The 26,786-nt window shown below is 60.1% G+C and carries 21 protein-coding genes; 8 read left to right on the forward strand and 13 right to left on the reverse strand.

Annotation, left to right across the window (positions count from 1 at the left end; all coding sequences use genetic code 11):
- Window positions 1-17: 17 nt before the first annotated feature.
- A complete protein-coding gene (gene hisD, locus RA26_RS19360; RefSeq protein WP_039186591.1) occupies window positions 18-1,295 on the reverse strand; it encodes a histidinol dehydrogenase in 1,278 nt (425 codons plus the stop codon).
- A 154-nt stretch (window positions 1,296-1,449) separates the two neighbouring features.
- Window positions 1,450-2,421 carry a LysR family transcriptional regulator gene (locus RA26_RS19365; protein WP_039186592.1) on the reverse strand — a complete coding sequence of 324 codons (972 nt, stop codon included), beginning with the start codon at window positions 2,419-2,421 and terminating at the stop codon, window positions 1,450-1,452.
- Window positions 2,422-2,628: 207 nt separating this feature from the next.
- Here RA26_RS19365 and RA26_RS19370 point away from each other — a divergent pair, with 207 nt between their 5' ends.
- The 3 genes from RA26_RS19370 (at window position 2,629) to RA26_RS19380 (ending at window position 5,793) form a co-directional block, all read left to right on the forward strand.
- Entirely contained in the window at window positions 2,629-3,624 is a 996-nt protein-coding gene (locus RA26_RS19370; protein WP_039186594.1) for a taurine ABC transporter substrate-binding protein, read from the forward strand.
- A 100-nt stretch (window positions 3,625-3,724) separates the two neighbouring features.
- Window positions 3,725-4,531, forward strand: coding sequence for a taurine ABC transporter ATP-binding protein (locus RA26_RS19375; RefSeq protein ID WP_039186597.1), 807 nt, complete (start codon window positions 3,725-3,727; stop codon window positions 4,529-4,531).
- Entirely contained in the window at window positions 4,528-5,793 is a 1,266-nt protein-coding gene (locus RA26_RS19380; protein ID WP_039186599.1) for an ABC transporter permease subunit, read from the forward strand. Before RA26_RS19375 ends, RA26_RS19380 begins: the two co-directional genes overlap by 4 nt.
- A gap of 67 nt (window positions 5,794-5,860) precedes the next feature.
- Here the strand turns inward: RA26_RS19380 and RA26_RS19385 are convergent, their stop codons facing one another.
- The gene (locus tag RA26_RS19385) at window positions 5,861-8,296 is read right to left on the reverse strand and encodes a GcvT family protein (protein ID WP_039186602.1); all 2,436 of its coding nucleotides are present in this window, start codon (window positions 8,294-8,296) and stop codon (window positions 5,861-5,863) included.
- Between the two features lie 504 nt (window positions 8,297-8,800).
- On the opposite strand from RA26_RS19385, the gene RA26_RS19390 reads away from it, so the two are divergent.
- From RA26_RS19390 to RA26_RS19405, 4 genes are all read left to right on the forward strand, one after another.
- Window positions 8,801-9,925: an extracellular solute-binding protein gene (locus RA26_RS19390; protein ID WP_039186604.1), complete on the forward strand. Its 1,125-nt coding sequence runs from the start codon at window positions 8,801-8,803 to the stop codon at window positions 9,923-9,925.
- Window positions 9,926-10,079: 154 nt separating this feature from the next.
- Window positions 10,080-11,192: an ABC transporter ATP-binding protein gene (locus tag RA26_RS19395; RefSeq protein ID WP_039186606.1), complete on the forward strand. Its 1,113-nt coding sequence runs from the start codon at window positions 10,080-10,082 to the stop codon at window positions 11,190-11,192.
- Window positions 11,193-11,205: 13 nt separating this feature from the next.
- Window positions 11,206-12,126, forward strand: coding sequence for an ABC transporter permease (locus RA26_RS19400; protein WP_039186642.1), 921 nt, complete (start codon window positions 11,206-11,208; stop codon window positions 12,124-12,126).
- A complete protein-coding gene (locus tag RA26_RS19405) occupies window positions 12,123-13,418 on the forward strand; it encodes an ABC transporter permease (protein WP_039186607.1) in 1,296 nt (431 codons plus the stop codon). The genes RA26_RS19400 and RA26_RS19405 overlap by 4 nt, the downstream gene beginning before the upstream one ends.
- A gap of 70 nt (window positions 13,419-13,488) precedes the next feature.
- On the opposite strand, the gene RA26_RS19410 is transcribed toward RA26_RS19405, so the two are convergent.
- From RA26_RS19410 to lpdA, 7 genes are all read right to left on the reverse strand, one after another.
- Window positions 13,489-14,493: a helix-turn-helix domain-containing protein gene (locus RA26_RS19410; protein ID WP_082015886.1), complete on the reverse strand. Its 1,005-nt coding sequence runs from the start codon at window positions 14,491-14,493 to the stop codon at window positions 13,489-13,491.
- 105 nt (window positions 14,494-14,598) lie between these two features.
- On the reverse strand, window positions 14,599-17,451 hold the full coding sequence (gene gcvP / locus RA26_RS19415) for an aminomethyl-transferring glycine dehydrogenase (RefSeq protein ID WP_039186611.1): 2,853 nt from the start codon (window positions 17,449-17,451) through the stop codon (window positions 14,599-14,601).
- 61 nt (window positions 17,452-17,512) lie between these two features.
- Window positions 17,513-17,878, reverse strand: a complete 366-nt coding sequence (gcvH, locus tag RA26_RS19420; RefSeq protein ID WP_039186613.1) for a glycine cleavage system protein GcvH — start codon at window positions 17,876-17,878, stop codon at window positions 17,513-17,515.
- Between the two features lie 21 nt (window positions 17,879-17,899).
- Window positions 17,900-18,997 carry a glycine cleavage system aminomethyltransferase GcvT gene (gene gcvT / locus RA26_RS19425; RefSeq protein WP_039186615.1) on the reverse strand — a complete coding sequence of 366 codons (1,098 nt, stop codon included), beginning with the start codon at window positions 18,995-18,997 and terminating at the stop codon, window positions 17,900-17,902.
- 68 nt (window positions 18,998-19,065) lie between these two features.
- The gene (locus tag RA26_RS19430) at window positions 19,066-20,436 is read right to left on the reverse strand and encodes an alanine/glycine:cation symporter family protein (protein WP_039186617.1); all 1,371 of its coding nucleotides are present in this window, start codon (window positions 20,434-20,436) and stop codon (window positions 19,066-19,068) included.
- Window positions 20,437-20,461: 25 nt separating this feature from the next.
- Window positions 20,462-21,406, reverse strand: a complete 945-nt coding sequence (gene lipA / locus RA26_RS19435) for a lipoyl synthase (protein ID WP_039186643.1) — start codon at window positions 21,404-21,406, stop codon at window positions 20,462-20,464.
- Window positions 21,407-21,422: 16 nt separating this feature from the next.
- The gene (gene lpdA / locus RA26_RS19440) at window positions 21,423-22,805 is read right to left on the reverse strand and encodes a dihydrolipoyl dehydrogenase (protein ID WP_039186619.1); all 1,383 of its coding nucleotides are present in this window, start codon (window positions 22,803-22,805) and stop codon (window positions 21,423-21,425) included.
- Between the two features lie 173 nt (window positions 22,806-22,978).
- On the opposite strand from lpdA, the gene RA26_RS19445 reads away from it, so the two are divergent.
- On the forward strand, window positions 22,979-23,593 hold the full coding sequence (locus tag RA26_RS19445; protein WP_039186621.1) for a helix-turn-helix domain-containing protein: 615 nt from the start codon (window positions 22,979-22,981) through the stop codon (window positions 23,591-23,593).
- Between the two features lie 194 nt (window positions 23,594-23,787).
- On the opposite strand, the gene RA26_RS19450 is transcribed toward RA26_RS19445, so the two are convergent.
- The 3 genes from RA26_RS19450 to RA26_RS19460 all read right to left on the reverse strand — a co-directional run bounded on the left by RA26_RS19450 (window position 23,788) and on the right by RA26_RS19460 (window position 26,167).
- Complete coding sequence (locus RA26_RS19450; protein WP_039186623.1) at window positions 23,788-24,879, reverse strand: sensor histidine kinase; 1,092 nt, start codon at window positions 24,877-24,879, stop codon at window positions 23,788-23,790.
- Window positions 24,851-25,315 carry a response regulator gene (locus RA26_RS19455; RefSeq protein ID WP_039186626.1) on the reverse strand — a complete coding sequence of 155 codons (465 nt, stop codon included), beginning with the start codon at window positions 25,313-25,315 and terminating at the stop codon, window positions 24,851-24,853. The genes RA26_RS19450 and RA26_RS19455 overlap by 29 nt, the downstream gene beginning before the upstream one ends.
- Window positions 25,316-25,435: 120 nt before the next feature.
- Entirely contained in the window at window positions 25,436-26,167 is a 732-nt protein-coding gene (locus tag RA26_RS19460; RefSeq protein WP_052272499.1) for a response regulator, read from the reverse strand.
- Window positions 26,168-26,786 lie beyond the last annotated feature (619 nt).

Below are 26,786 nucleotides of genomic sequence, written 5' to 3' on the forward strand. Positions count from 1 at the left end.
AGCGTCTATCCAAGGTTTCAAACGGCCTCGGGCAACAGCCGCATTTCGGCAGCGATGGCATGTCCTTCCATCCCTTCCATCCGGCTGATCCGTGCAGTGCGCTGCGCCAGTTCATGCGAGGCGGCGGCGTTGCAGCGCTGCCAGGTGACAGTTTTGGTGAACTTGTGCACGGACAGCCCACCAGTATAGCGCGCCGCGCCGCTGGTTGGCAGCACGTGGTTTGGGCCTGAGGTCTTGTCGCCAAAAGAAACCGTCGTTTCTTTGCCCAGGAACAGCGAGCCATAGGCAGTGAGGCGGTCCAACCACCAATCGAGGTCTTCTGCCTGTACCTGAAGATGTTCCGGTGCATAGCGGTCGGCCACTTGTGCGGCTTCTTCGCGTGTATCGCACAGGACCACCTCGGCGCGCTCTTGCCAGGCGCGATGGGCTGCCGACAGGTTGGGTTCGGGCAGCTGATCAATCATCGCTTGGGCGCGGTCCATCACACCCTTTGCCAAGGTTTCACAGGTGGTGACCAGCCAGACCGGACTGTCAGCACCGTGTTCGGCTTGGCTGACCAGATCCCAGGCGACGGTTTCGACATCCGCGGTGTGGTCAGCAATCACGAGGGAATCGGTCGGGCCTGCAAACATGTCGATGCCAACTTCGCCGAACAGCATCCGCTTCGCCTCTGCCACATAGGCGTTGCCCGGACCGACCAGAATGTCAGCGGGCTGAGCGCTGAACAGGCCCTGTGCCATAGCTGCGATGCCCTGCACGCCGCCGAGGTTCAGGATCAGGTCCGCTCCGCTGAGGTCCATCGCGTAAATTATGGCATCGGGGATGCCGCTGCCGGGGCGCGGCGGCGACACTGCGGTGATGTGCGAAACCCCAGCCACTTTCGCGGTGGTGATGGTCATCAGCGCGCTGGCGATATGGCTGTAGCGGCCGCCGGGAACGTAGCAGCCGGCGCTTGAGACCGGGATCTGCTTCTGACCCGCGATCAGGCCCGGGATCACCTCCACCTGGCATTCACCCATGGTGGCCTTCTGCGCCTCTGCAAAGCGGCGAATGTTGGCGTGGGCGAACTGGATGTCGTCCTTGGTTTGCTGCGAAACCCGGTTGCAGGCGGCGCGGCGCTGGGCCTCTGTCACCACGGTCGGGCCGGTCCAGCGGTCCAGTTTCTCTGCATAGCGGCGCACCGCCTCCTCACCTTCGCGCTGGATATTGGCCAGCATCACCGCGACGGTGTCGCGGATATCGCTGCTTTCAGTGGCGGGGCGCGCCTGGGCCTGTTTCAGATAGGTGATTGCCATTTGGGTCAGCTCATTTTCCGTTTGCTTGCCGCTGGATGTGCTGCGGTGGCACGGCGCGGGGTGCGCCTAAAACAGCGCCCAGGCGGACAAACCGTCAAGCTGCGACCGGCAGTTTTCGAAAAACACGGATGTTTGTTTCGAATTGGCTCAGCACCTAAGAGGCTTTAGCGGGCAGCGTCCGGAACTCCTCGGCCAGCCAGGGGAAGCGGGAGCTGATCGGGTCGGTGAAGTGGTGGCGCAGGGACTTTTGCAGGGCCTCGTGAATCAGCTGCGAGGTGGCCGCAGGGTAGACGCTGGAAGTGAACAATGAGACCGTGCGGGCAAAGCTTTTACCTGGGAAACGCACCACCTTGACCTTTTCATGGAAACGCTGCGCGCGGTGGTAGCTGGCAGCGGTGGTGACGGTCCAGCCGCTGCCTTCTGACACCAAGCCAATGATGGACTGATTGCATTCCAGCTCAAACCGGTTGGGCAGCGCGATTTTGAGGCGGCTCAGCTGGGTTTCGATCTGTTTGCCGATGGTGTGGTCGCGGGAATAGCGCAGGAAAGGCAGCAGCGCATCGGCCTTGGTCAGATCATCTATGCTGCCCTCGTAGCCCATCGGCACCACCAGGATGAATGGATCGCGCATCAAGGGATATTCGATCAGATCTGGCAACAGTCCGGATGGGCGGGTCGCAACGCCAGCGTCCAGCTTCTGCGCCTGCAGCTTTTCGATGATCTCGTGGCTTGGGCGGGTGTAGTGGCGGAAACTGCACCGGGGCAGGGCGGTAGAGAGAAACTGGAAAAGTTCCGGGCCGACTTCATTGTCGAAATCATCCAGAAGTGCCATCCGCAGATCGGTTGCGTGCTGCCAGCTGCCGGAACGTATTTCCGCCTCTCCGCGCCGGAGAGTCATCAACCCATCGTAGACATAGCGGGCAAAGACCACACCTGCGGGTGTCAGGCCCATAGGGCGGCGTGTGTGATCCACCAGATCAACGCCGAGCGCGCTTTCCAGGCTGCGCAGATGGTTGGAAACGGTGCTGATCGACAGCCCTGTTTCAGCCGCGACCTTCTGAATCGATCCAGACTTGGAGATCAGCTGGAATACTTCCAGCCATCGCAGACTCAGCCCCTTTTGCATCAGCAGTCCTCCCTAGCTGCTTGCTTAAGCTATCCACAAAAATCCGCCAACATATCCGGCAAAATCGAAACTGAGTTTTACTATCACTGCAAGAGTAATTTTCTTCTACTGCGAAATGTCTTCCCGGATATGGTTTGCCGTGCAAAAATCAAACCCTTAGGGCCCGCACAGAAAGGGCCGGGTGTGACAACTGGGAGAACGATTAATATGATCAAAAAGTATCTGCTTTCAACAGCCTGTGCTGCCGCTGCTGCGATCTCCGCGACACAGGCTTCAGCCCTGGACGAAATCACCGTGGCCTATTTCCTGGAGTGGCCGATGCCGTTCCAGTTCGCTAAGGCCAATGGCACCTATGAAGAAGAGATGGGTGTCAAGATCAACTGGGTTTCCTTCGACACAGGCACCGCGATGTCGGCAGCGATGGCCTCGGGTGATGTGCAGATTGCCGTCAGCCAGGGCGTGCCGCCGTTTGTGGTCGCGACCTCTGCGGGCCAGGACATCCAGACTGTCGATGTGGCAGTCAGCTATTCAGACAATGACAACTGCGTGGTGGCAGAAGCACTTGAGATCGACAAGGAAAATGCCGGCGAACTGAATGGCAAGAAGGTTGGCGTGCCGATCGGAACCGCAGCGCACTATGGCTTCCTGTCGCAGATGGCTCATTTCGGCGTTGATATCGGTTCGATGGAAATTGTCGACATGGCCCCCGCAGATGGCGCAGCGGCCTTTGCACAGGGCAACCTGGACATGGTCTGCGGCTGGGGCGGCGCGCTGCGGCGGATGGTGGAGCACGGCAATGTGCTGCTGACCGGTGCCGAAAAGGAAGAGCTGGGCATTCTGGTATTTGACGTGACCAGCGCGCCTGCAGGCTTCATCGCGGATGAGAGTGCACTGCTGAGCAAGTTCCTGAAAGTGACTGCAGACGCAAATGCGATGTGGAACTCCGGCGATCACAAGGATGATATGCTGCCGGTGATTGCCAAGGACGCGGGCATGGATCTGGCTGATGCAGAGGCCACTATCGCAACCTTCAGCTTTCCCTCGGCTGAGGAACAGCTGTCCGAAAAATGGCTGGGCGGCGGCGCGCAGAGCTTCATGAAGGGCGTAGCGGATGTGTTCGTAAATGCCGGAAGCATTGAGGCGGCGCTGGATTCCTATGACGGTGCCGTCAACAGTGATCCGCTGGAAGCGGCGCTGAACTGAGCTGGTACAACTTGGCCAAAGCGGACGGCCCGGATCCCGGGCCGCCCGCATCCGCATTTGCAGGCCGGCTGCAAACTGGCGCTAACAGGAAGGGGAAGCGATGTCGGGACTGGACATCAAAAGTGTCTCCATGCGTTTTGACCTGCCCAATGGCAGTTCTGTTCAGGCGCTGAAAGACGTTTCATTGAACTTGCAGGCGGGGGAGTTGCTGTCGGTACTCGGGCCGTCGGGCTGTGGCAAGACCACGCTGCTGAACATTCTGGCTGGCTTTTTGGCCCCTACCGAAGGCGAAGTGGAGCTGAATGGCCATGTGGTGACCGGCCCTGACGCTGAACGCGGCATGGTGTTTCAGAAAGGCGCACTGTTCGAATGGATGAACGTGCGCGACAACGTGGAATTTGGCCCCCGGATGAAGGGGATGGGCAAGGCGGAGCGGGAGAAGATCTCCGACCACCTTCTGGAAATCGTCGGCCTGCAGGATTTCAAGGAAAAGGCGGTTTACGAGCTGTCGGGCGGCATGCAGCAGCGTGTGGCACTGGCACGCTGCCTAGCCAATGAGCCGGATGTGATCCTGATGGATGAACCGCTTGGCGCCTTGGACGCGCTGACGCGGGAGAAGATGCAGGGTCTGGTGCTGAAGCTGTGGAAGGAGACCGGAAAGACCATCATCCTGATCACCCACTCTGTGGAGGAGGCGCTGCTGCTGGGCGAGCGGCTGATCGTGATGGCGCCGCGGCCCGGCCGCATCCATCGTGAATACAACCTGCCCTTTGCTGAGCGCGGCGTGAATGCCGACCTGCGCGACGTCAAGAAATCCGAAGGGTTTGCCGAGACCCGGGATGAGATCCTCTCGATGATCTGGGAGATGGAAGAAGAAATCATGGGCCGTACGGAGCAGGTGGCATGAGTGTACTTCTGTTCTACATCGCGCTGTTTGCCGGCGCCTTTTTCCTAGTGCAGGTTGTCCGCAAAGGGATGCAATCGCGGCAGGATTTTACCAGTCTTAAGACCGTGACCTTCGGCGACGAAAGCGCGGTTACTCCGGACCGGGCGGCGTCGATTATCTCAGTTCTGGTGATCTTTGTGATTTGGGCGGCATTTACTGGCTCCAAATTGTTCCCGATCCACGTCCCAGGGCCATTCACCGGCGAGACCACCTTCACCTACACGCTGGAAAACGCCGATGGCGCCACGGACGATGCGGACGTCACCGTGCGGGTCTTTGGATTTGGCGAGGACGTCGAGAAGTTCGAAGTCGAGGGAGGCGGTGGCTTTGCAGTAAATGACGCGCTGGCGGCACAGGCAGGGCGGTCTACTACGTTGTTGTTTGACAAGAACGATGAGGCCAAGCGCAGGGACGGTGCAAAAATCGTCGCCATTAACGGCGAGCCGATTGCGGCTGACAGTGCAGTGGATACCGGTGATGGAACCGTCACGCTGACTGGCAAGGGCGCGATAAGCTTTACTCCGCACGGCGGTATGCAAATGAATCCTATCTGGTTGCCAGCCCCGGAAACGGTGGTGGCGCGGTTCTTTGAGATCGCATCCGAGGGCTATCAGAATTTTTCGCTTTGGCAGCACTTGGGATGGTCGCTTCTGCGGGTTGTGGCAGGCTTTGTGACTGGCGCCATTGTGGGCATCCCGCTGGGATATGCCATGGGCCTGTCCGGCTGGTTCCGCGGCTGGTTCGATCCGATTGTCGAATTCATGAGGCCGGTGCCTCCGCTGGCACTGATTCCTCTAGTAATCATCTGGTTCGGCATTTGGGAAACCGGCAAGATCGTTCTGCTGTTCCTTGCGGCGCTGTGGATCATGACCATTGCGGCACGGGCCGGAGTGTCAGGCGTGAATATCTCAAAGATCCATGCAGCCTATTCATTGGGCGCCTCGAAATGGCAGATCATGCGTCATGTGATCGTCCCGAACTCTCTTCCCGAGATTTTCACCGGCGCGAGGGTGGCGATGGGGGTTTGCTGGGGCACGGTTGTGGCCGCAGAACTGGTTGCGGCGCAAAAGGGCGCCGGCATGATGATCATCGCGGCCTCTAAGTTCCAGCTGACTGACATCGTGATCATGGGCATCGTGCTGATTGGCATCATCGGCTACGGCATCGATATTCTGATGCGCAAGGCAGAGAATTGGCTGGTGCCCTGGAAAGGCCGCAGCTGATCTGAGAGCAGCCACGAAAACAAAACGCCCGGGGAGTTCCCCGGGCGTTTTGCTGTTCAGGAAAGGATCAGCCGCGGATGCGGTCAAAACCCGGATCGTAAGGCGACGGGGCGATCACCTTGGCCGGGACCAGATCTCCGCAAAGGTCTAGCTGCATGGTGCTGCCGATTTCGGCCAGTTCCGGGTCCATAAACGCATAGGCAAGGTTCATACCCACCCGGTGCCCCCAGCCGCCGGAGGTGACGGTGCCCACAACCTTGTTCCCCTGCATCAGCGAGGCGCCGCCATGGGCCGGGGCATGGGTGGTGTCCACATTCAGGGTGACCATCTTCTTGCGCGCGCCTTCGGATTGGCGTTTCAGCAGAGCCTCCCTGCCGGTAAAATCACCCTTCTCCAGCTTTACGAACCGGTCCAGACCGGTTTCGAACGGGTCGAATTCGGTGATCAGATCGGCCTTCCAGTGCAGAAAGCCTTTCTCCATCCGCATAGATTCGACCGCGCGGGCGCCAAAAAGCTTGAGGCCGTGTTCTTTGCCAGCTTTCCGCAGTGCCAGGTAGGCGGCGTAGAGCGACTCATTGGGGATATGAATTTCATAGGCCAGTTCGCCGGAGAAGCTGACGCCCATCACCGTGGCTGGAGCAAAACCGATGAAGCATTCGCGTACTGACAGCCAGGGAAAGGCGTCACGGGACCAGTTTCCCCGGGCGCAGGCGGAGAGAACGTCCCGCGCCCGGGGGCCGGCAAGGACCAGGATGGTCTGGTCATTGGTCAGGGAGCGGAGCTGGACGTCTTCTCCAGGCTGGATATGCTGGGCAAGCCAATCCATGTCGTGGAATTCGCTGGCCGCGGCAGAGCCGTACCAGACCCGTTTGGGCCCACGGTCCGAGGCGGGGAGGTTGGCGACGGTGGCCTCACCCTTGATCATGCCTTGGTGGTTCAAGAGGTATCCCAGCCCGACACGGCCCGCGCGTCTGGTGACGGCGCCGCAGAACATGCGGTCGAGGAAGCTGTGGCGGTCGGTGCCGGTAATCTCGAAGCGGTTGAAGCCGTTGACCTCGGCGAGGCCGACGTTTTCCTGCACGTTCTTCACCTCTGCGGCGACCACATCGAAGGCTTCGTCGAAGTTGAAGCTGAGCGAGGGATGGAAGTCCGGCGAAGGCTTGATGTACTCAACCCGCTCCCAGCCGTTCACCACGGTGAATTCGGCACCCTCGGCGGCCATGATGGGGGTAAGCGGTGTGGTCTTCGCTGGACGGCCTGCCGGACGGTGCTCAAGCGGAAAGTGGAAGCGGAATTCGTTCTGGTAATCCTCAATGGCTTTGAGAGCAGTCAGCTCAACGTTGGCGTGGCCGGTGAAACGGCGCGGGTCGAGGCACCAGGTGTCATAGCAGGACTCGCCATGCACGATCATCTGCGCCAAGAGCCAGCCGTGGCCACCGCCTTCTCCAAGGCCCGCACGCAGGCCGATGGCGCAGAAGGCGTTGCGCTTGCCCGGGATCGGGCCGATCAGAGGTGCGCCGTCGATAGTGTAGGTTATGGGGCCATTCACAATCGAGCGGATGCCGGTCTCACGCAGGGCAGGCATGCGGGCAAAGGCGCCCTCCAACACATCCATGACACGCTCCAGATCGTCAGGGCAGAGGGCATTTACAAAGTTCGGGTCGATCCCGTCCATGCCCCAGGTCTTACAGTCCTGCTCGTAGAAGCCGATCAGCAATCCGTTCTTTTCTTGGCGGCAGTAATAGTCTGAAATCGGGCAGCGGATCAGTGGCATTCTGTGACCTGCCTCGACGATACCGGGAATGTCCTCTGTCAGGAAATACTGGTGTTCCATCGAGGCGACGGGGTGGTGGACACCCATCATCGCACCCACCTCATTAGCCCGGTAGCCGCAGGCGTTCACCACGATATCACAGTCGATATCGCCGTGTTCCGTGTGAACGGTCCAGGTGTCGTCCTTGTGCTGGGTGAGGGCGGTGACCGGCGTGTTGCGGTAAACCTCGGCTCCGGCCTTGCGCGCGTGAAAGGCCAGCGCTTGGCACAGCTGCGCCGGGTCGATGTCGCCATCCAGCGGATCCCACAATCCGCCGGTCAGGTTATCTGTTGAAATCAGCGGATGGCGGCGGGCGCATTCGGAGGCATCGATTATCTCGAAATGCACATCCATGCCGCGCGCCATGGAGGTGAAGTGGCGGTAGCCCTGCATCTGCTCTGGTGTGTTTGCCAGACGGATGCCTCCGTCACCGTGGTGGTAGTTGATTGGGTATTCCGGGTTTTCTGCCAGTTTCTTGTAGAGCGCGATAGAATGGCTTTTCAGTCCCACCATGGTCTGGTTTGTGCCGAAATTTGTGACCTGCGCCGCCGAGTGCCAGGTGGTGCCGCTGGTAAGTTCATTGCGTTCAATCAGAACAACGTCGCTCCAGCCTTCCTGGGTGAGGTGGTAGAGGGTTGAGCAGCCGGCAATGCCGCCGCCGATAACCACAACCTTAGTGCGCGACTTCATTGAATAGACCTCCGGGCTGTTATTTCTAAGTTAGGCCGCGGCTGGGCTGCTGCGGCAAGATAGCTCGGCGCACTTAGCAAAAAATCGAAAACGGAATTGAGCGGTTTTAGAAGTTACTGCAGGAATGTGCGGCGGATGGAACAGTCAGGAAACAGCCGCTCTTTGGTGAGCCGATGGCGCGGGGCCGGGTGCTATGCCCCCGCCGTGTCACGATGTTTTTACCTGCCCGCGCAATAAAGCTTTCTGCTGGCTGAAGACGCAGGAGCGTTGACGGCCCGGCCCGCGGCGCGCAGAGTGCTACTACAGAGATAGTTTCTCATCGCGCTTATGTCGTGGATGTTCTCAAGCTGTGCTGAAACTGGCACCATGTTGCGCAAGTTGATGGGTTATCTGGTCTTATCGTTTTTGAAAACTGTCACTGTTGGCGGCGGGCAAGCCTTCGCAAGGTTTCACCGTTGAAACAACAAGAACAACAATTAGCAGTCCAAAGGGAGAATTGGATAAATGACAAACACTGGTAAGCTGACGCGGCGAAGCGTTTTAAAGAGCGCTGGCGCTGCAGCCCTTGCGGCACCGCTTTATTCAAAAAGCGCACTGGCATCTTCCGGCGAGATCAACATCCTGATGTGGTCGGACTACCTTCCGCCGGAGTTTATTTCGGGCTTTGAAGCCAAGACCGGCATCAAGGTGAATTACACCGGCATCGGGTCGAACGAAGAAATCATCAACAAGATGAAGGCAACCAAGGGCCAGGGCTTCGACATTGTTTCGCCGACCAACAACCGCTCGCTGCAGTGGGGACCGCTGGAACTGCTGAAGCCGTTTGACATGAGCAAGGTCAACATTGACGCTGTGAACCCGGCGATGGCCAAGATCGGCACCGACGCCTGGAACTTTGGCGGCGGCGGCGTGCACTGGCTGCCGCATATTTGGGGCACCGAGGGTATTGCTTACCGTACGGACCTTTGGCTGCCCGAAGGCGATGCGCCTTCCTACGGCGACGTCTGGTCGGAAGAAAACGCAGGCAAAACCATGGGCCGGGCACATTCGATGATGCTGGGTGCGGGTCTCTATATGGAAGCCTCGGGCGAGATGGAGCCCGGATCGATCTGGGCGGCCTATGACGACGAAGAAACTATGCGGAAGGTTTGGGGGCAGGTCACCGACTGGTGCGTGGCGCGCAAGAACCGCATCAAGCTGATCTGGAACGATGCGGATACCCAGAAAAACGGCCTGCTGAACGAAGGTGTTGTGGTTGGCCAGACTTGGGACGGCCCGCCGCTGGCGCTGAAATCTGCTGGCGAGCCAGTACACTACCAGGCACCGGTCGAAGGCGCGATGGCTTGGGTCGACGGCATCTCGATGCCAGTGGGGGCGCAGAACGAAGAGCAGGTCTATGCCTTCATCTCCTACGCTTATGAGCAGGAGCCTGCGGGCAAGGCGATCGACAGCCACGGCTACAACTCGCCGGTGCTGGGTGCAGACGGTTTCTCCGGTGATGTGTACAAGAAGAACTTTGCCGAGGCTTATCCGGGCAACTCGCTGGCCAACCTGAACCCCTGGCCGGCAGAGGCGCCTTGGTACGCCGATGTGCGCACTGAGTTCGTCAACAAGTTCAAGAGCGCGTAACATCTGCGCCTGAAACACTTGACCCCCGGAGCTCCTCCGGGGGTCAGCCACGTGCCGCGCGGCGCAATCACAAAAGAATAGAAACAGGAAGCAGGCCTAGCGGGGCCGGTGGCGTGCCACCGGATTGGGGGCCTGCACCCTGGGGAGAAGCCAAATGAGTGCTGGGGTCGGCGTTGATCTCGAGAATCTCTGGATCCGTTTCGGTGACTTTGTCGCCGTGCGCGATGCCAATGTGAACATCAATGGAGGGGACTTCTTTTCCTTTCTGGGGCCTTCGGGCTGCGGCAAGACAACGATCCTGCGCGCGGTTTCGGGCTTTCTGGAGCCAAGCGACGGGCGTGTGCTGATCGGCGGCAACGACATGAAGGGGATCGGGCCGAACAAGCGCCCGACCGCGCTGATCTTCCAGAACCTGGCGCTGTTCCCGCTGATGAAAATCTGGGAAAACATCACCTTCTCAATGGAGATCAAGGGCGCCTCTGCCAAGGAGCGCCGCAAGCGCGCGGATGAACTCTTGGACATGATTGCGCTGCCAGGGCAGGGCGACAAGCTGCCGTCGGAACTGTCAGGCGGGCAGCGCCAGCGGGTGGCAATCGCGCGTGCGCTTTGCGCAGAGCCGGATGTGCTGCTGCTGGACGAGCCGCTGTCGGCGCTGGACCTGAAATTGCGCCAGCACATGCGCACAGAACTGCGCGAGATCCAGCAACGGGTCGGCATCACCTTCATCTATATCACCCACGACCAGGGCGAGGCGCTGACCATGTCCGACAACATCGCGGTGATGAAGGCGGGCGTGATTGACCAAATCGCCGATGGCAAGACCATCTATAATGACCCGTCGACCGCTTTTGCCGCGTCATTCGTCGGCGAAAACAACGTCTTCCGCGGCAAGGTCAAGCGCATCATGGGCAATGAGGCATTGATTTCCACCAACCGTTCAGGCGATCTGGTGGCGCGGATTTCCTCCGCTAACCAGGGCAAGATGAAGGAAGGCGACGCCGCCATGATGTTCATCCGCCCAGAAGCCTTTGCGTTGGCGCCGCAGGGCGCGACCGGCGACCATTTCGTGACGGCCAAGGTCAACCACGAGGAATTCGAAGGAAATGTTTTCAACATCTTCATGGAAGGCGATGGCGGCAAGGAGCTGAAGGTCTCCATCCCCAACCTCGGCCAGTCGTTTGACGATCACACTGGCCAGAACATCACCCTGGAATACGAGACGAAGAACGCCGTCTGTGTTCCGGCTGGTGAGCTGGCCGCTGAATAAGGAGGCCCAAGCCATGCCAAGCTTCCTGAGGGAGTTCTTCAAACGCAACGGCACCGGCATGGGCAGCCTGATGCTGGGCCTGGTCCTGTTTTGGACCATCGGCCTCATCATCCTGCCGCAGCTGTCGATGCTCGACTTCTCGTTCCGTCCAAACCTGCCGCCGCCAGAGATTGGCGGCCCCAAGGACGTCTATACGCTGGAGAACTACAAATACCTGATCTACGGCCCCGAGGGCGGCAGCCAGGATTACAACGCGGTGGACCTCAAGGTGTTCTTCCGCACCCTGGTGGCGGCGGTCTGCGTCACTATCTTCAACCTGATCCTGTGCTACCCGATCGCCTATTACCTGGCCCAGTCCAAGGGCAATCACATCCGCATTTTTGCGCTGATGCTGATCATCCCCTACTGGATCAACGAGATTCTGCGGGCCTTTGCGCTGCGGATCATCTTCGGTGAGACCGGGGTGCTGAACAACATGCTGGTAGGATTGGGTATTTTCGACACGCCCTTCGACTTCATCCGCAATGATATCGCGCTCTATGCAGGCCTGGGCTACGCCTACATCCTGCTGATGATCTTCCCGATCTACAACGTGATCGAGAGCCTCGACCGCAACCAGATCGAGGCCGCGCGCGACATGGGCGCCAGCTGGCCGATGATCCACCGCCGAGTGGTCATTCCCTATGCCAAGCCGGGGATTTCTTCGGGTTGCACCATGGTGTTCATGCTGTCGGCGGGTGCCCTGGCTGCGCCGCAAATCCTGGGCGGGCCGTCCTCCCTGTGGTTCACACAGCTGATCTACCAGCAGTTCAATGACAACTCAGACTGGCCGCAGGGCGCAGCCTATGCGGTGGTTCTGCTGGTCACCTGTATCCTGCTTGTTCTGGCCGTCATGCGCCTGTTCAAGGTGAACATGGGGGATATCGGCAAATGAAGAATTTCACCTTTATGCGCCTGAGCCTTTGGGTTTATCTGGCGATCTTCTTTGCCTATCTGCTGGGCCCTTTGGTGATCATGTCGGCAACCGCCTTCAACTCGCCTTCGTTCCCGCGGATGACCCCCTGGGAGTGCCTGACGTTTGAATGGTTCTCGGCCTTGTTTCAGGACGAGCGGATTTTGAACGGCATCTGGAACTCGATCCTTGTGGGGGCAGGAACGGTTGTGCTGTCTGTTGCGATGGGTCTGGCGGGTGCGCTGATGCTCACCCAGATCTGGCCCAAGCTGCGGGCGACCTACTACACCGTCATCATTGCGCCGATCCTTATCCCGGGTGTGGTGCTTGGCATCTCGACACTGGTGTTCTGGGACCGTATCAACCGGATGCTGGGGCTTGGCGCCGACAGCTTTCTGTCGAACGGCTTGTTCCTGACCATTATCGGCCAGTCCACCTTTATCGCCAGCTACTGCATGCTGGTGCTGGTGGCGCGTCTGCAGCGCTATGACATCGCGCTGACAGAGGCAGCACTGGATCTGGGGGCCACCCATGCCCAGGCCTTCCGCAAGGTGCTGTTGCCGTTCATGCGGCCGGCCATTGCTTCGGCAGCCGTACTGGCGTTTCTGGCGAGCTTCGAGAACTACAACACCACCACCTTCACCTTCGGTGAATACCCGACGCTGACCATCGAGCTGGCGCAGAAGGTGCGTTACGGTATCACGCCCGCGATCTCGGCCCTGGCCTTTATCATCGTGGTGCTTACGGTGTTTGCGGCTCTCTTCAACGAGGCCAGCATCCGCCGCAAGCAGCTGGTGGCCGAAGCGCGCAAGAAGGCAACCGTGGAAGAGCTGGAAAGCGGCAAGCTGCGGCTGCCAGGCTTCCTCAGCTCCAATGTTGCTGCGGTGGCGCTGGTAGTTGTGGCCTGTGCAACAATGGCAGTGGTCGGCACTGCGACGGTCTACAGCCCGCAGCAGTGTATTGCCAACGTGCAGGAGCAGAAGCGCCTTGAGACGGAAGAACGCATCCAGGAACTGCGCCGCCAGCGCGAACTGCGCCGCCAGCAGCAACTGGAGGAACAGGGTGAGGCCGCACCGGCCGAAACCGCGCCGTCCACCGGCTCCGGCAACAACTCCGGCTTCGGCGGGGTGTTTGCGCCGGGCAGCCTGTCGGGTGAGGGCGAGGCGGATTCGGAAGCAGAGCAGGAGCCGCAGGGCAACAGCTCAGGGTTTGGTAATGTGTTTGAGCCAGACGCTCTGTCAGGTGACGGCGGGGACAGCGGCTCCGGCAACTGAAACGCACCGCTTAGAAACTAGAAAGGCGGCCCTTGCGGGCCGCCTTTGTCATTGTTGCAGCTAGCGAGGTTCAAGCCAGGGAACCAGCCGTATGCCGGTCGGCATAATATTGTTTGCGGAACGCTTGTGGGCTGGTCTTATACTCGCGCTTGAACCATTCGGTCAGGCTGCTGCGGGAGCCGAAGCCGGTGGCGGCGACAATCTCTGCCAGCGGTAGGGTGGTGTGCAGCAGCAGCTGGCGGGCCTTCTCGATGCGCAGCTTGCGGTAGGCCGTCAGCGGGCTGGTCTGTGCCTTCTGTTGGAACCGTCGCTCCAGCTTGCGCGGAGAAACCCCGGCCTGCTGGGCTATGTCGCGGATCAGCAGCGGTTCTTCCAGGTTCTGCTGCATCAGATCAAGGATCTTGACCACCAGCGCATCTCCGCCGGCGGTCTGGCGCAGCTGCAAGGAGACCTTGGATTGTTCCGAGGCCGGGCCGAAGGCGAGGCCCAGGTAATCGCAGACCGCATCCGCGATGAAGGCACCGCGGTCGGCGCGCAGGAAGGCGACCAGCAGGCGCAGCGCGGCAAAGCTGCTGACAGCGGTGCTGATACGGCCTGAGGTCGTGGTCAGGGTGCCAGCGGGGGCGCAGATCATCTGCTCCTCCTCCGCCGCGGCAGCAAAGTTTGCATGGACCGCGGTCTCGACTGCGGTGTTCAGGCCGGTTTCCGGCAGGAGGAAAATGGCGCTGCCGGCAAACAGGCAGCGCTGTGCCTGGCGGCAGATCCGCTGCAGGCTGGCTCTTTCGCCGGAATTCAGTGGCCAGCGGCTGGAGATCCCGCCGAGGAATATGACGGTCTGCGGCTTCCAGCCTTCCGGCACGCTGCGCATTTGTGACGCCAGATTGCGCACGGCGGTACGGTAGCCGCTGTCGGGAAACAGATCATTGGCGGCGCGGAAGACTTCGCAGATCATCTGGGCTGCGGCGGGAGAATCCGGCTGCGGCAGAATGATTTCGACATCGTGAAAACGGGCCAGGGCCGCGCTGTCAGCGAATTGCCGGGGCGCTGGCACGGTCAGCGGTTCGAGACGGGACATCATTCTCTCCTCTGAGCGGGTCATGCGGGATGCAGCCGGCTTGTCCGGGCTGCTGAGTGCCCCGCCGGACAAGCCGGCGGGGCAGTAAGCCTGGAAAACCCGGGCTTACTCTTCTTCGTAGTCCGACATTGGCGGGCAAGTGCAGATCAGGTGACGGTCGCCATAGGCGTTGTCGACCCGGTTAACTGCTGGCCAGTACTTGTCGACGCCGAGGTTGCCCGGCGGGAAGCAGGCCTGCTCGCGGCTGTAAGGACGGTCCCACTCGCCGACCAGGTCGCGTACCGTGTGCGGCGCGTGCTTGAGCGGGTTGTTCTGGGGATCGATCTTACCGTCGATGATGTCCTGCGCTTCCTTGCGGATCGACAGCATAGCATCACAAAAGCGGTCCAGCTCGTCCTTGGGTTCGGACTCGGTCGGCTCCACCATCAGCGTGCCGGCTACCGGCCAGGACATGGTCGGGGCGTGGAAGCCGGAGTCGACCAGGCGCTTGGCGATATCGTCCACGGTGACGTGGCCTTCCTCATCCAGAGGGCGGGTGTCCAGGATGCACTCATGCGCCACGCGGCCCGTTTCCGAGGTGTAGAGGATCTTGTAGGCATCCTTGAGACGGGCTGCGATGTAGTTCGCGTTCAGGATCGCAACCTTAGTCGCCTGGGTCAGGCCAGCGCCGCCCATCAGCAGACAGTAGGCCCAGCTGACCGGCAGGATCGAGGGCGAGCCGAACGGAGCCGCCGAAACCGGACCCACGGCAGTACCGTATTCCGGGTGGCCCGGGAGGTGCTCTTCCAGATGCGCCTTGACGCCGATCGGACCCATGCCGGGGCCGCCGCCGCCATGCGGAATGCAGAAGGTCTTGTGCAGGTTCAAGTGCGAAACGTCGCCGCCAATCTTGCCCGGCTGGGCCAGGCCCACCATGGCGTTCATGTTTGCGCCGTCAATATAGACCTGACCGCCGTGATCATGGGTGATCTGGCAGACTTCCTGCACGGTTTCCTCAAACACGCCGTGGGTCGACGGGTAGGTGATCATACAGGCCGCGAGGTTCGCGGAATGCTCTTCGGCTTTGGCGCGGAAGTCGGCGACGTCAATGTTGCCGCTGTCATCCGATTTCACCGGAACCACCTTGTAGCCCACCATCTGTGCCGACGCTGGGTTGGTGCCGTGCGCGGATGTGGGGATCAGGCAGATTTTACGGTGCGCTTCGCCGCGTGACGCGTGGTAGTTGCGGATTGTCAGCAAGCCCGCGTATTCGCCCTGCGCACCGGAGTTCGGCTGCTGGGAGATCGCGTCATAGCCGGTGATCTGGCACAGCTTATCGTTCAGATCGGCGATCATCTGGTGGTAGCCCTGCGCCTGGTCTTCCGGGCAGAAGGGGTGCAGGTTGCCGAATTCCGGCCAGGTGACCGGGATCATCTCGATGGTTGCGTTCAGCTTCATGGTGCAGGACCCCAGCGGGATCATTGCACGGTCCAGCGCCAGGTCGCGGTCGGCCAGACGGCGCATGTAGCGGGTGATCTCTGCCTCGGCCCGGTTCTTGTGGAAGATCGGGTGGGTCAGATACTCGCTTTCACGCAGCGCATAGTCGGGCAGACGGTAGGCGCGGTTGGCAACGCTGTCGTCTTTCTTGTCGATGCCAAAGGCACCCCAGACAGCCTCGATGGTTTCCGGGCGGGTCTGCTCGTCCAGCGAGATGCCGATGTGGCTGTCGCCGATCTTGCGCAGGTTCACGCCGCGGGCAACCGCCGCTTCCATGACGGTTTTCTGCAACGGGCCGACCTCGACGGTGATGGTGTCGAAGAAGACTTCCGGCTGCACCTTGTATCCGTGCTCCTCAAGCCCTGCGGCCAGGCGCGAAGTTTTGCGGTGCACCGACTGGGCGATGGCCTTGATGCCGTCGGGGCCGTGGTAGACCGCATACATCGACGCGATGACAGCCAGCAGCGCCTGAGCGGTACAAACGTTGGAGTTGGCTTTTTCGCGGCGGATGTGCTGTTCGCGGGTCTGCAGCGCCAGCCGGTAGGCTTTGTTGCCACGCGCGTCGACGGACACACCGATGATGCGGCCGGGCATGGCGCGCTTCAGCTTGTCGGTGGTTGCCATGTAGGCTGCGTGCGGGCCGCCATAGCCCATCGGAACGCCAAAGCGCTGGGTGGAGCCGATGGCGATGTCCGCGCCCATTTCACCGGGCGACTTCAGCAGCGCCAGCGCTAGGATGTCGGCGGCGACAACGGCGATGCCCTTGTGCTCGTGGATGGCTTCGATTTCCGATGTGAAATCGCGCACATGGCCGTAGGTGCCGGGGTACTGGAAGATCGCGCCAAAGACCGCGCCGGGATCCAGCTCGTCGGGATCGGCAACCACGACGTCGATGCCCAGGGGCTCGGCGCGGGTCTGGATCACAGCGACGGTCTGCGGGTGGCAGTTCTTGTCGACAAAGAAGGCGGCGTTGTTCGCCTTGGAGCGCGAACCGCGGTGCGCCATTGCCATGGCTTCGGCTGCAGCGGTGGCTTCGTCCAGCAGCGAGGCGTTGGCGATGTCCAGGCCGGTCAGGTCGCTGACCATGGTCTGGAAGTTCAGCAGAGCTTCGAGACGGCCCTGGGAGATTTCCGGCTGGTAGGGGGTGTAGGCGGTGTACCAGGCCGGGTTTTCCAGGATGTTGCGCAGGATCGGCGCCGGGGTGGTGGTGCCATAGTAGCCCTGGCCGATCAGCGAGGTCAGCACCTTGTTCTTGGATGCCACCTGCTTCATGTGGAAAAGGGCGTCGCGCTCGGTCATTGCCGGGCCCCAGTCCAGCGCCTCTTTCTGGCGGATGGCGGGCGGCACGGTAGCGTCGATCAGCTCGTCCAGGGTTTTGAAGCCGATCACCTGCAGCATATCCCGCATCTCGGTCGGAGACGGGCCGATATGGCGCCGGTTGGCGAAGTCATAGGCTTCGTAATCGGTAAGTTTGAAGGCCATTACAGAGGTCCTTGTCTGGGGCAATGGACCCCGCCGGACGGTTCCGGCGGGGTGGGGGTGCTTAGCCGATCAGGGCTTTGTAGCCGTCCAGATCCATCAGATCATCCAGCTGGGATGCGTCCGACAGCTTGATCTTGTAGATCCAGGCATCGCCTTCCGGGCTCTCGTTCAGGGCACCGGGATTGTCGGCCAGGGTTTCGTTCACTTCGACCACTTCGCCGTCCAGCGGCGCATAAATTTCGGAAGCGGCCTTCACAGACTCGATGACGCCGATCTCGCCGCCCTTTTCGAACTCCTCACCCGCTTCGCGCTGCTCGACGAAGACAACTTCGCCCAGCTGGTCGGCGGCATGCTGGGTGATGCCCAGGGTTGCCACGTCACCTTCGACGGTGATCCATTCATGCTCTTCAGAGTAATAGGTGGCCATGTTGACTCTCCTGATGATGTCTTAGCGTTTGTAGTTCTGAGTAACGAAGGGCAGGGCAACGATTTCAGCCGGCTGCGCCTTGCCGCGGATGATGAGGTTCACCTTGGTGCCTGCGGCGCTGTGGTCCGCCGCAACATAGCCCATGGCAACCGGGCCACCGACGGTGGGGCCGAAGCTGCCAGAGGTGATGGCGCCTAAAGTATCGCCGCTTTCGCTTTGGATTTCCACGCCCTGGCGGGCAGGGGCACGGCCTTCGGGCTTGATGCCGACCAGCTTCTTGGCGGTGCCTTCGGCCAGCTCCTTCTGGATGCGGGCAGCCCCGGGGAAGCCGCCTTCTTCCTTGCGGCGCTTCTGGATCGCCCAGGACAGCGACGCCTCAATCGGCGAGGTCGACTGGTCGATGTCGTTGCCATAGAGGCAAAGACCGGCCTCCAGGCGCAGGCTGTCGCGGGCGCCCAGGCCTGCGGGCTCGCAGTCGTCATGGGCCAGGAACAGTTTCGACACGCGGATCGCGTCGGCTTCCGGGATCGAGATCTCGTAGCCGTCCTCACCGGTGTAGCCCAGGCGTGAGATGCGGCATTCGACACCGCCGATCTCGGCAAGGGTGGTTTCCATGAACTTCAGCTCACGGGCGGCGGGGCAAAGCTCACCCACCACGTCCTCGGCTTTGGGGCCTTGAACGGCAACCAGTGCGCGGTCGAAGATCTCAGTCACTTCTACACCGTTCAGGTTGGCCCGCATGTGCGGAATGTCCTGGTGGCGCAGGGCGGCGTTCACCACGACAAAGTAGTGGTCGCCGCCGTTGGAGACGATCAGGTCGTCCATGATGCCGCCGTCCTCGTTGGTGAAGAAGCCGTAGCGCGCCTTGCCTTCTTTGAGACCGGCATAGGCCTGCGGGCAGAGCGTTTCCAGCTTCTCGCCCACGTTTTCACCGCGCAGGATCACCTGGCCCATGTGAGAGACATCGAACAGCGCGGCCTTTTCGCGGCACTGCTTGTGCTCGCCCATGATGCCCATAGGGTATTGGACCGGCATTTCCCAGCCGGCGAAGTCGACCATCTTGCCGCCAAGTTCGACGTGCAGGTCATAAAGCGGGGTGCGTTTGGGTGCGTCGGTCATCCTGTGCAGCCTTTGAATAATAGGGTTTCGGGGTGAGGGAGGGCGCAGGGCGCGCCCTCCCGGAGAGCTTACTCAGCAGCGTGGCCGGCTTCTTCCGATTTGCCGCCGCTGGCAAAGAACTCTTTCGTCACCTTGAAGACGATCGGGCTCAGCAGCGCCAGGGCGATCAGGTTCGGGATGGCCATCATCGCGTTCAGCGTGTCGGCCAGCAGCCAGATGAAGCCCAGATCGGCGGTTGCACCGAAGTAAATCGCGACGATCCACAGGATGCGGTAGGGCAGCATGACCTTCACACCAAACAGGAACTCCATGCACTTCTCGCCATAATAGGACCAACCGAGGATGGTGGTGAAGGCAAAGATCGACAGCGCGACGGCAATCAGGTAGCCGCCAATGCCCGGCAGGGAGGTTTCAAATGCCAGCGAGGTCAGCGCCGCACCGGATTCACCTGATGTCCAGGCGCCGGACGCGATGATCGCCAGACCGGTGATCGAGCAGACGATGATGGTGTCGATGAAGGTGCCCAGCATCGCGATAAGGCCTTGGTTGACCGGACCTTTGGTCTCAGCTGCAGCATGCGCGATCGGAGCAGAACCCAGGCCTGCTTCGTTCGAGAACACACCGCGGGCCACACCAAAGCGGATCGCCGCCCAGACTGCCGCGCCGGCAAAGCCGCCTTCGGCTGCCGAAGGGGTGAAGGCATGGGTGAACACTAGGCTGAACGCGGAGCCGATGGCGTCTGCATTGATGACCAGCACGATCAGGCCTGCAATGATGTAGCTGACTGCCATAAACGGAACCAGCTTACCGGCCACCGCACCGATGCGGGTAATCCCGCCCAGGATCACAGCGCCGGTCAGCACCATCAGCACGATGCCGGTTACAGAGGTGTTGAAGCCGAAGTTGGTTTCCAGCACCTGTGCCACACCGTTGGCCTGCACGCCGTTGCCAATGCCGAAGGCTGCGATGGAGCCGAATACGGCAAAGGCGACGCCCAGCCAGGCCCATTTCGCGCCGAGGCCGTTCTTGATGTAATACATCGGGCCGCCGACATAGTTGCCTTCTTCGTCACGCTCGCGGAATTTCACGGCGCAGACGGCTTCCGAATACTTGGTGGCCATGCCGACCAGAGCGGTCATCCACATCCAGAACAGCGCGCCGGGGCCGCCGAGGAACACGGCGGTGGCGACGCCTGCGATGTTGCCGGTGCCGATGGTGGCGGACAGCGCGGTCATCAGTGCGTTGAACGGGGTGATCTGGCCTTCGCCGGTGCCTTCACGGCCCTTGAACATCAGGCCGAAACCCATGCCCAGTTTGCGGATCGGCATGAACTTCAGGCCGACCTGAAGGAAGAAGCCGACGCCCAGAATGAGGACCAGCATCATCGGCCCCCAGACCACGCCGTTTACGGCTCCTACGATTGAATTTAACGCTTCCATGGGTCTCCTCCCGCTTGCGTTAAGGTTATTTGCCCTTTGCCAAGGCCATCTGACGGGCCTCTTTCAGGGCGGCAAAATCTTCATCCGCGTGGAACGAAGAGCGGGTCAGCGGTGTCGCTGACACATGCAAAAAGCCCTTGGAGCGCGCGATCTGTTCCAGTTGCGCGAACTCTTCCGGCGACCAAAAACGGTCGATCGAATGGTGTTTGGGGGTGGGCTGCAGGTACTGGCCCACTGTCAGGAAATCGACTTGGGCCGCGCGCAGGTCATCCATCACCTGGCGCACGTCTTCCAGGGTTTCACCCAGGCCGACCATGATGCCGGACTTGGTGAACAGCTGCGGGTTGGCGCGCTTGGCATCATCCAGAAGCCGCAGAGAGGTGTAATAGCGCGCACCGGGGCGCACGCGGGGGTACAGGCGCGGCACGGTTTCCAGGTTGTGGTTGAACACATCCGGCGCCGCCTCGAACACCGCCTTCGCTGCTTCGCCCTTGCCCAGGAAGTCCGGGGTCAGCACCTCGATGGTGGTGCCGGGGTTCTGGTGGCGGGTGGCGCGGATGGTTTGGGCGATGTGCTCTGCGCCGCCGTCTTCCAGGTCGTCGCGGTCGACGGAGGTGATCACCACATGGCGCAAGCCCAGTTTCTTGACCGCTGCCGCAACCCGGCCTGGCTCAAACGCATCCAGCGTGTCCGGCTTGCCAGTGGTCACGTTGCAGAAAGAGCAGCCGCGGGTGCAAACCTCGCCCATAATCATCATGGTGGCATGGCGCTTGGACCAGCACTCGCCGATGTTCGGGCAGGCGGCCTCTTCGCAGACGGTCGCCAGATCATGCTCCCGCATCAGCTTGCGGGTTTCATAATACTCCGAGCTTTCGATCTTCTTCTTGCGGATCCACTGGGGTTTGCGCGGGATGGAGCTGTCGGCCTTGTGGGCCTTTTCCGGGTGGCGGGGGCGCAGCTGGATCGTCATCTGGCGGAGCTCCGGATCAGGCGTGAATGGCGCGGCCAAGCGCGTCGAGGCAGGCTTCTTTCGCAGCCTCACCCATTGCCGGGTGAGCGTGGCAAGTGCGCGCGACCTCTTCCACGGTGGCGCCTTTGGTCATCGCCAGAACCAGCTCGGCAATCAGGTCGCCGCCATGGGCGCCGCAGATATGGGCGCCAAGGATCTTACCCGCTGGCGTTGCCAGCACCTTCACCGCACCGTCAGTTTCACCGGTCGAGCGGGCGCGGGAGTTCGCCATAAAGGCAAATTTGCCGGTAATGTACTCGGTGCCAGCCTCCTTCAGTGCTTCCTCGGTCTGGCCGACGGAGGCAACTTCCGGGTCGGTGTAAACCACGCCGGGCACGGTGTTGTAGTCCACATGGCCGTGCTCGCCGGCCAGCATCTCGACGCAGGCAACGCCGTCTTCCTCTGCCTTATGCGCCAGCATCGGGCCAGGCACGCAATCGCCGATCGCATAGATGCCGGGCACCGAGGTCTGGAAGGTTTCATCCACTTCGATGAAGCCTCGCGCGTTGACCGAGACACCCAGGCCTTCGAGGCCCAGCCCGCGGGTTACCGGACGGCGGCCGATGGCGATCAGCACCTTGTCAGCCCCGATTTGTTCTTCTTTGTCTTTGCCCACGCGGTCCAAGGTTAAGGTCAGGCCGTTTTCGCCCCTTTCAACGGACTTCAGCGCGCGGCCCAATTGGAATTTCAGACCGCGCTTGCTCAGTGCGCGCTGGGACAGCTTGGCGATCTCGCCATCGATGCCGGGCAGGATGCGGTCGAGGTATTCCACCACCGTCACCTTGGATCCGAGACGTGACCAGACCTGACCGAGTTCAAGCCCGATCACGCCGGCGCCGATTACCACCAGATGCTCTGGCGCCGATTCCAGTGCCAGCGCTCCGGTGCTGCTCAGCACGTCCACCTCGTCGATCTCCACGCCTGGGAGGGGGGTGGGTTCCGAACCGGTGGCAATCAGTATGTTCTTTGCAGTGTAGGTGTCTTCACCCACTTTGACTTGGCCTTGCGCCGGAATACTGGCCCAGCCTTCGATGTGGTCGACGCCGTTCTTCTTGAACAGGAACGCGATGCCTTTGGTCAGGTCGCCGACGATCTTGTCCTTGCGGGCCATCAGCGCGCCCAGGTCCAGGCTGGCGCCCTCGACGGCGATGCCATGCGCGGCCAGGTGGGACAGCTCGGCATATTTTCCGGAGGAGGTCAGCAGCGCCTTGGATGGAATGCAGCCGACGTTGAGGCAGGTGCCGCCCAGTGAGCCACGGCCTTCGACGCAGGCGACCTTCAGGCCCAGCTGTGCTGCGCGGATCGCTGCGACATAACCGCCCGGTCCAGCTCCGACCACGATCAGATCATAAGCGCTCATTTCGTCTCTCCTCCGAAAAGCGGTCCAGGACCGGCAAGTGTCCCGCCGTATGCGACGCTGTGTTCCCTATAGGAAACTTTTTTCCTTTTGCAAACAAAAAGTGTTGCTACGGAAATTTTGACCCGCAGATACATCAAAGCTAAGGTGTTTGCGGATCAGGAGAATTCGCAGAAATGGAACCAATTCCCTCAGAAGAAACAGGGCTGGGCCCGGAAGCCGTAGAGGCACCGGATGGCGAAATTCTTGGAAAAATGATTCGCGAAGCCCGCAAGGAAAAGGGCCTGACACTGGAGGAAGCCGCCAAGGCCGCCGCCATCGGCAGGTCCACTTTGTCCAAGATCGAGAACAACCAGACCCGTCCAAGTTTTGAGATTATCCGCCGTCTGATGCAGACACTGGAACTGGAAACACCGCAGCTGTTTGTGCAGTCCAGCCAAAGCGGCGTCACGGGGCGCCGCGACTTTACCCGCACCGGCGAAGGGGAACACAAAGAAACCTCGACCTATGATCACGAGCTGTTATGCAGCGAACTGACCAGCAAGCGCATGGTGCCTTACATCAGCACCATCAAGGCGCGTGATGTGACCGAGTTCGACAATTGGGTGCGCCACCAGGGGGAGGAGTTCATGTTCGTTTTGAGCGGAGAACTGATCCTTTATACTGAGCATTACCGGCCGTTGCGGATGGGGGGCGGAGATTCCGTTTATTATGACAGCGGCATGGGCCATGGCTGCGTCTCGGTTAGCGAGGAAGACGCCAGAGTTCTCTGGGTGTCTCTGGAGGGATGAGTTTCTAAGACGTTCGGTGTGGCGCAGCTTTTTTCGAAACCAGTGTTTGACGAGAGAGACGCCGGTAAAGATAGCAGGCAGGACGGTGTGCTCTCGCGATCTGAGAACGCAGATATGGAAGTCGGGTCCAAGTGCCCTTGGCGAATTGCAAAGCGAAGGGAACGTTGCGACAAGGCGCAGATGCGCGGCTACGGTCAAGCGATTCCCCGCGCGTCCATTGCGTCCAGGCAGACGGTAAATCGGATTGTCGTGCCGGAAACAACCTGAGGGTCGCACCAAATCAGGCCTTTGTGCCGCTTGGCGATTTTGGCGCAGGTCGCCAGACCGAGGCCTGTGCCAGGCTGTTCACTGCCGCGCCGCAACCGTTTAAAAGGTTCAAAGATCTTTTCCTGATATTCCGGTGGCACGCCAATTCCATTGTCAGAAACTGAGATCATCAGTCCGGGTTCGGCTGGTTCTGCAATTACGGAAATTTCAGGCGTCTCACCGCCGCTGTACTTTATGGCATTGCTGACCAGGTTTTGCAGCAGCTGCACGATATCAGGTGGAAAGCACAGCACGCTCAACCCTCCGGGCTGCCAGCTAAGCCGGGCACCCGATACGGCAAGGTCTTGTGCCAAGACCGCCCGCAGGCTGTCAAACAGGCTCTCAACAGTAACGCGCTCCGCCCGCCCTTCGCTGTGGGGGTTGATATGGCTGGCCAGCCGTTCAATCAGTTCGGACGTTTTGTTTACCGATTTTTTCATCAGGTCGAACTGTCTGGCAACTTCATCAAGGTCACCGCTCTCATATTCCTCCTGGATCTGTTCGCTCAGAAACTTGATGGCCCGCAAAGGTGCTCGCATGTCGTGTATCAGAACGTCTGAAAACAACCTTAACTCGCTTTGCTGCTCTTGGATCCGCCAACGCATATCTGCGACCTTCAGCCCGTTTGCGATCATCCGATTGAGCGCTACCGCGCTGAGAGCTGATTTGGGAATATAGTCGCTGGCTCCGGCCAGAATTACGCTTTTGGCGATCTCCTCGTCACCGTGACCTGTGGTCATAAACAGCACCGCTCGCGGCCAGGCTGCATTCAGCCGTGCGATAAGGTCCAGCCCGGTTCCATCTGGAAGCAGATAGTCCAGGAAAATCACATCGGTTTGTTTTCCGGCGTGTTCCAGTGCAGCTTCGCCGCTTTCAGCCTCGGTAATTCTGGCCCCGGGATGCGTTTTCGTCAGAAGCCGGCGTAACAGCTTCCGGTCTCCGGCGTCATCGTCAATGAGCAGGATTTTGAGAACTGCCATCAGCTACCTCTCTAATGTGAGATTCCGGTAGTTCGACAACGCGCCTAAAGTTGTCGAGCGTAACCATAGGATCAGCAAACAAGTCGCCAGCCTTAGTCTTCAGAATGAAGTCAGCGAGGTTTTTTTTATAAGCTTCGGAAATGTCGCGCTCGTCACCCGAGATCGTCAGCACGAGGAACAGGTTGTTTTGGAGCAACGGGTCGGCACGGATTTCCCGCCGCGGCTCATTTCCATTCAGAGGTGGCATTTTGATATCACTCAGAATCATGAAATGAGGGGGAGGCGCTTGGTTCAGTTCTCCGCGCGGAAAGGTCAAAGCTTCAGCACCGTCCGCGAACCGTATGACTGGATTGGCAATTCTCGACTTTTTGAAGACCCGGTGCAGAGCCTTCGTATCTGCATCATCATCTTCCACAAGGAAAATGTTCAAGGCCATGCGGTTTGGTGTAGAGGAAGATTGCAACCCGCCGTCACTCCTTTGGTCTAGGATTGTCGAAGAGTGAGCCTGAAATCAAACTAGGGTTCCCCGGATCAGTCTTCGCCTTATAGTAGTCTGCTATTGCAGTAGATTAGGCGACACACGCGCGGTCACTTCACGGGTATCGTCAATGACGCTATCCAGGTCATCCATGAATGCCACCAGATCTTTGCAGCTGCGCTCAAGCATTGTCACATCTGCAAGAACGGAGGGTGAAACACTGTCGTCCTGACGGGCTTGAGACTTCACAACCCTGACGCCTGCAAGTGTTCGGCTGAGCAGCAGCCGGAGGTCGGGACCACAACCGACTATGAAGCGTTGGAATATGCGCCTCAGTTCCTTTTCTGACGCCCGCGCACTGGACAACTGGCCATAAAGCGCCCGCCGTTCGATGGCAGACGCAATTGACTTGATTAGAGCGTCCACCGACAGTTCTTCTTTGACTATGTAGTCCGCACAACCGCGCCGCATGGCTTCCACAGCGGTCTGATAGCTGGTGACGCTCGTCAGCATGATCGGTACAGCCTGCACCTGATCTTCGTGGGTAAGCAGCAGCTTCAGGGCATCAAGGCCGGTGTCCATTCCCAGGTTATGGTCCAGAAACACGAGGTCATATTGTTCCTGGTCCAGTTGCCGCCGCATTTCGTCAAGGTTCGCAGCTTCAAAGAACTCGGCCTCCATTCCGGCCTTGCGGCACAGTTTCTTCAAGCGCAGCCTGTCAATCTCGTCATCATCAACTGATAGGATGTTGAGAATCACAGGCTGCATGAAAGGTGGTGCTGTCACCTCTGAAAAACCTTCGTCACTCATTCTATACCCCTTTGAATTGACATGGTCCTTGGAGCAAAGGATCATGTGGTGTTCACGCCTTTAGGTTGAGTATATCGTATTCGATAACGTATTTGGGTATTATCTGAGGGTCGTTGATTAAAGAAAACTAAGTGGCGCGTAGAGACAGAAGGATTTTACGTTTTTTCGACGCGTGGCGGGGATGATTTCTGAAGTTTTTATAGAGCTTTGCCGCAACCGGTCCGCTTCAAATTTGCTGAAAACTTTCGGCAGATCGCAGCGTTTGCAAAGCCGCGCAAAGGAGTTTTTCCGTAAGACTTCAGTCTGGCGGTCCTCATCTGCAAAAGGGGAGGGGTACAAGCTGTCGGATCGATGCTGTCCCTTGGCGGCGCCTAGGGACGCAGCTGCCTTTTTGCAGACCTAACCGGCGCGGTGGAATTCCTGCTGCTGAAGGCGCCGCGTTTTTTTGTGCGGCGCCTCCGGTGAGTTCTCAGAAGTCCTGCCAGAGGTCGCGTGCGGCATTGCCGCTGCTGGCCGCTGCTGCAGGCACCGGGCTGGCTTCGACTGCCCAGTCGTCCTCGCCATGCGCTGACGGCGCAGGCTTGGCGGCGGGGGCGGCGGCCGGAGCCGCTGCGGGCGC

It is taken from the genome of Leisingera sp. ANG-M7 (genome assembly GCF_000813965.1).
Taxonomy (GTDB): Bacteria; Pseudomonadota; Alphaproteobacteria; order Rhodobacterales; family Rhodobacteraceae; genus Leisingera.

What these genes read in the sequence shown, in the direction of transcription:
- RA26_RS19400 (WP_039186642.1), top strand. Translation starts at nt 11,206, where the DNA reads ATGCCAAGCTTCCTGAGGGAGTTCTTCAAACGCAACGGCACCGGCATG.
- RA26_RS19410 (WP_082015886.1), bottom strand. Translation starts at nt 14,493, where the DNA reads ATGTCCCGTCTCGAACCGCTGACCGTGCCAGCGCCCCGGCAATTCGCT.
- RA26_RS19430 (WP_039186617.1), bottom strand. Translation starts at nt 20,436, where the DNA reads ATGGAAGCGTTAAATTCAATCGTAGGAGCCGTAAACGGCGTGGTCTGG.
- RA26_RS19380 (WP_039186599.1), top strand. Translation starts at nt 4,528, where the DNA reads ATGAGTGTACTTCTGTTCTACATCGCGCTGTTTGCCGGCGCCTTTTTC.
- gcvP (WP_039186611.1), bottom strand. Translation starts at nt 17,451, where the DNA reads ATGGCCTTCAAACTTACCGATTACGAAGCCTATGACTTCGCCAACCGG.
- RA26_RS19405 (WP_039186607.1), top strand. Translation starts at nt 12,123, where the DNA reads ATGAAGAATTTCACCTTTATGCGCCTGAGCCTTTGGGTTTATCTGGCG.
- hisD (WP_039186591.1), bottom strand. Translation starts at nt 1,295, where the DNA reads ATGGCAATCACCTATCTGAAACAGGCCCAGGCGCGCCCCGCCACTGAA.
- lpdA (WP_039186619.1), bottom strand. Translation starts at nt 22,805, where the DNA reads ATGAGCGCTTATGATCTGATCGTGGTCGGAGCTGGACCGGGCGGTTAT.
- RA26_RS19375 (WP_039186597.1), top strand. Translation starts at nt 3,725, where the DNA reads ATGTCGGGACTGGACATCAAAAGTGTCTCCATGCGTTTTGACCTGCCC.
- RA26_RS19450 (WP_039186623.1), bottom strand. Translation starts at nt 24,879, where the DNA reads ATGGCAGTTCTCAAAATCCTGCTCATTGACGATGACGCCGGAGACCGG.
- RA26_RS19390 (WP_039186604.1), top strand. Translation starts at nt 8,801, where the DNA reads ATGACAAACACTGGTAAGCTGACGCGGCGAAGCGTTTTAAAGAGCGCT.
- RA26_RS19370 (WP_039186594.1), top strand. Translation starts at nt 2,629, where the DNA reads ATGATCAAAAAGTATCTGCTTTCAACAGCCTGTGCTGCCGCTGCTGCG.
- RA26_RS19365 (WP_039186592.1), bottom strand. Translation starts at nt 2,421, where the DNA reads ATGCAAAAGGGGCTGAGTCTGCGATGGCTGGAAGTATTCCAGCTGATC.
- gcvH (WP_039186613.1), bottom strand. Translation starts at nt 17,878, where the DNA reads ATGGCCACCTATTACTCTGAAGAGCATGAATGGATCACCGTCGAAGGT.
- RA26_RS19455 (WP_039186626.1), bottom strand. Translation starts at nt 25,315, where the DNA reads ATGGCCTTGAACATTTTCCTTGTGGAAGATGATGATGCAGATACGAAG.
- RA26_RS19460 (WP_052272499.1), bottom strand. Translation starts at nt 26,167, where the DNA reads ATGAGTGACGAAGGTTTTTCAGAGGTGACAGCACCACCTTTCATGCAG.
- gcvT (WP_039186615.1), bottom strand. Translation starts at nt 18,997, where the DNA reads ATGACCGACGCACCCAAACGCACCCCGCTTTATGACCTGCACGTCGAA.
- RA26_RS19385 (WP_039186602.1), bottom strand. Translation starts at nt 8,296, where the DNA reads ATGAAGTCGCGCACTAAGGTTGTGGTTATCGGCGGCGGCATTGCCGGC.
- lipA (WP_039186643.1), bottom strand. Translation starts at nt 21,406, where the DNA reads ATGACGATCCAGCTGCGCCCCCGCCACCCGGAAAAGGCCCACAAGGCC.
- RA26_RS19445 (WP_039186621.1), top strand. Translation starts at nt 22,979, where the DNA reads ATGGAACCAATTCCCTCAGAAGAAACAGGGCTGGGCCCGGAAGCCGTA.
- RA26_RS19395 (WP_039186606.1), top strand. Translation starts at nt 10,080, where the DNA reads ATGAGTGCTGGGGTCGGCGTTGATCTCGAGAATCTCTGGATCCGTTTC.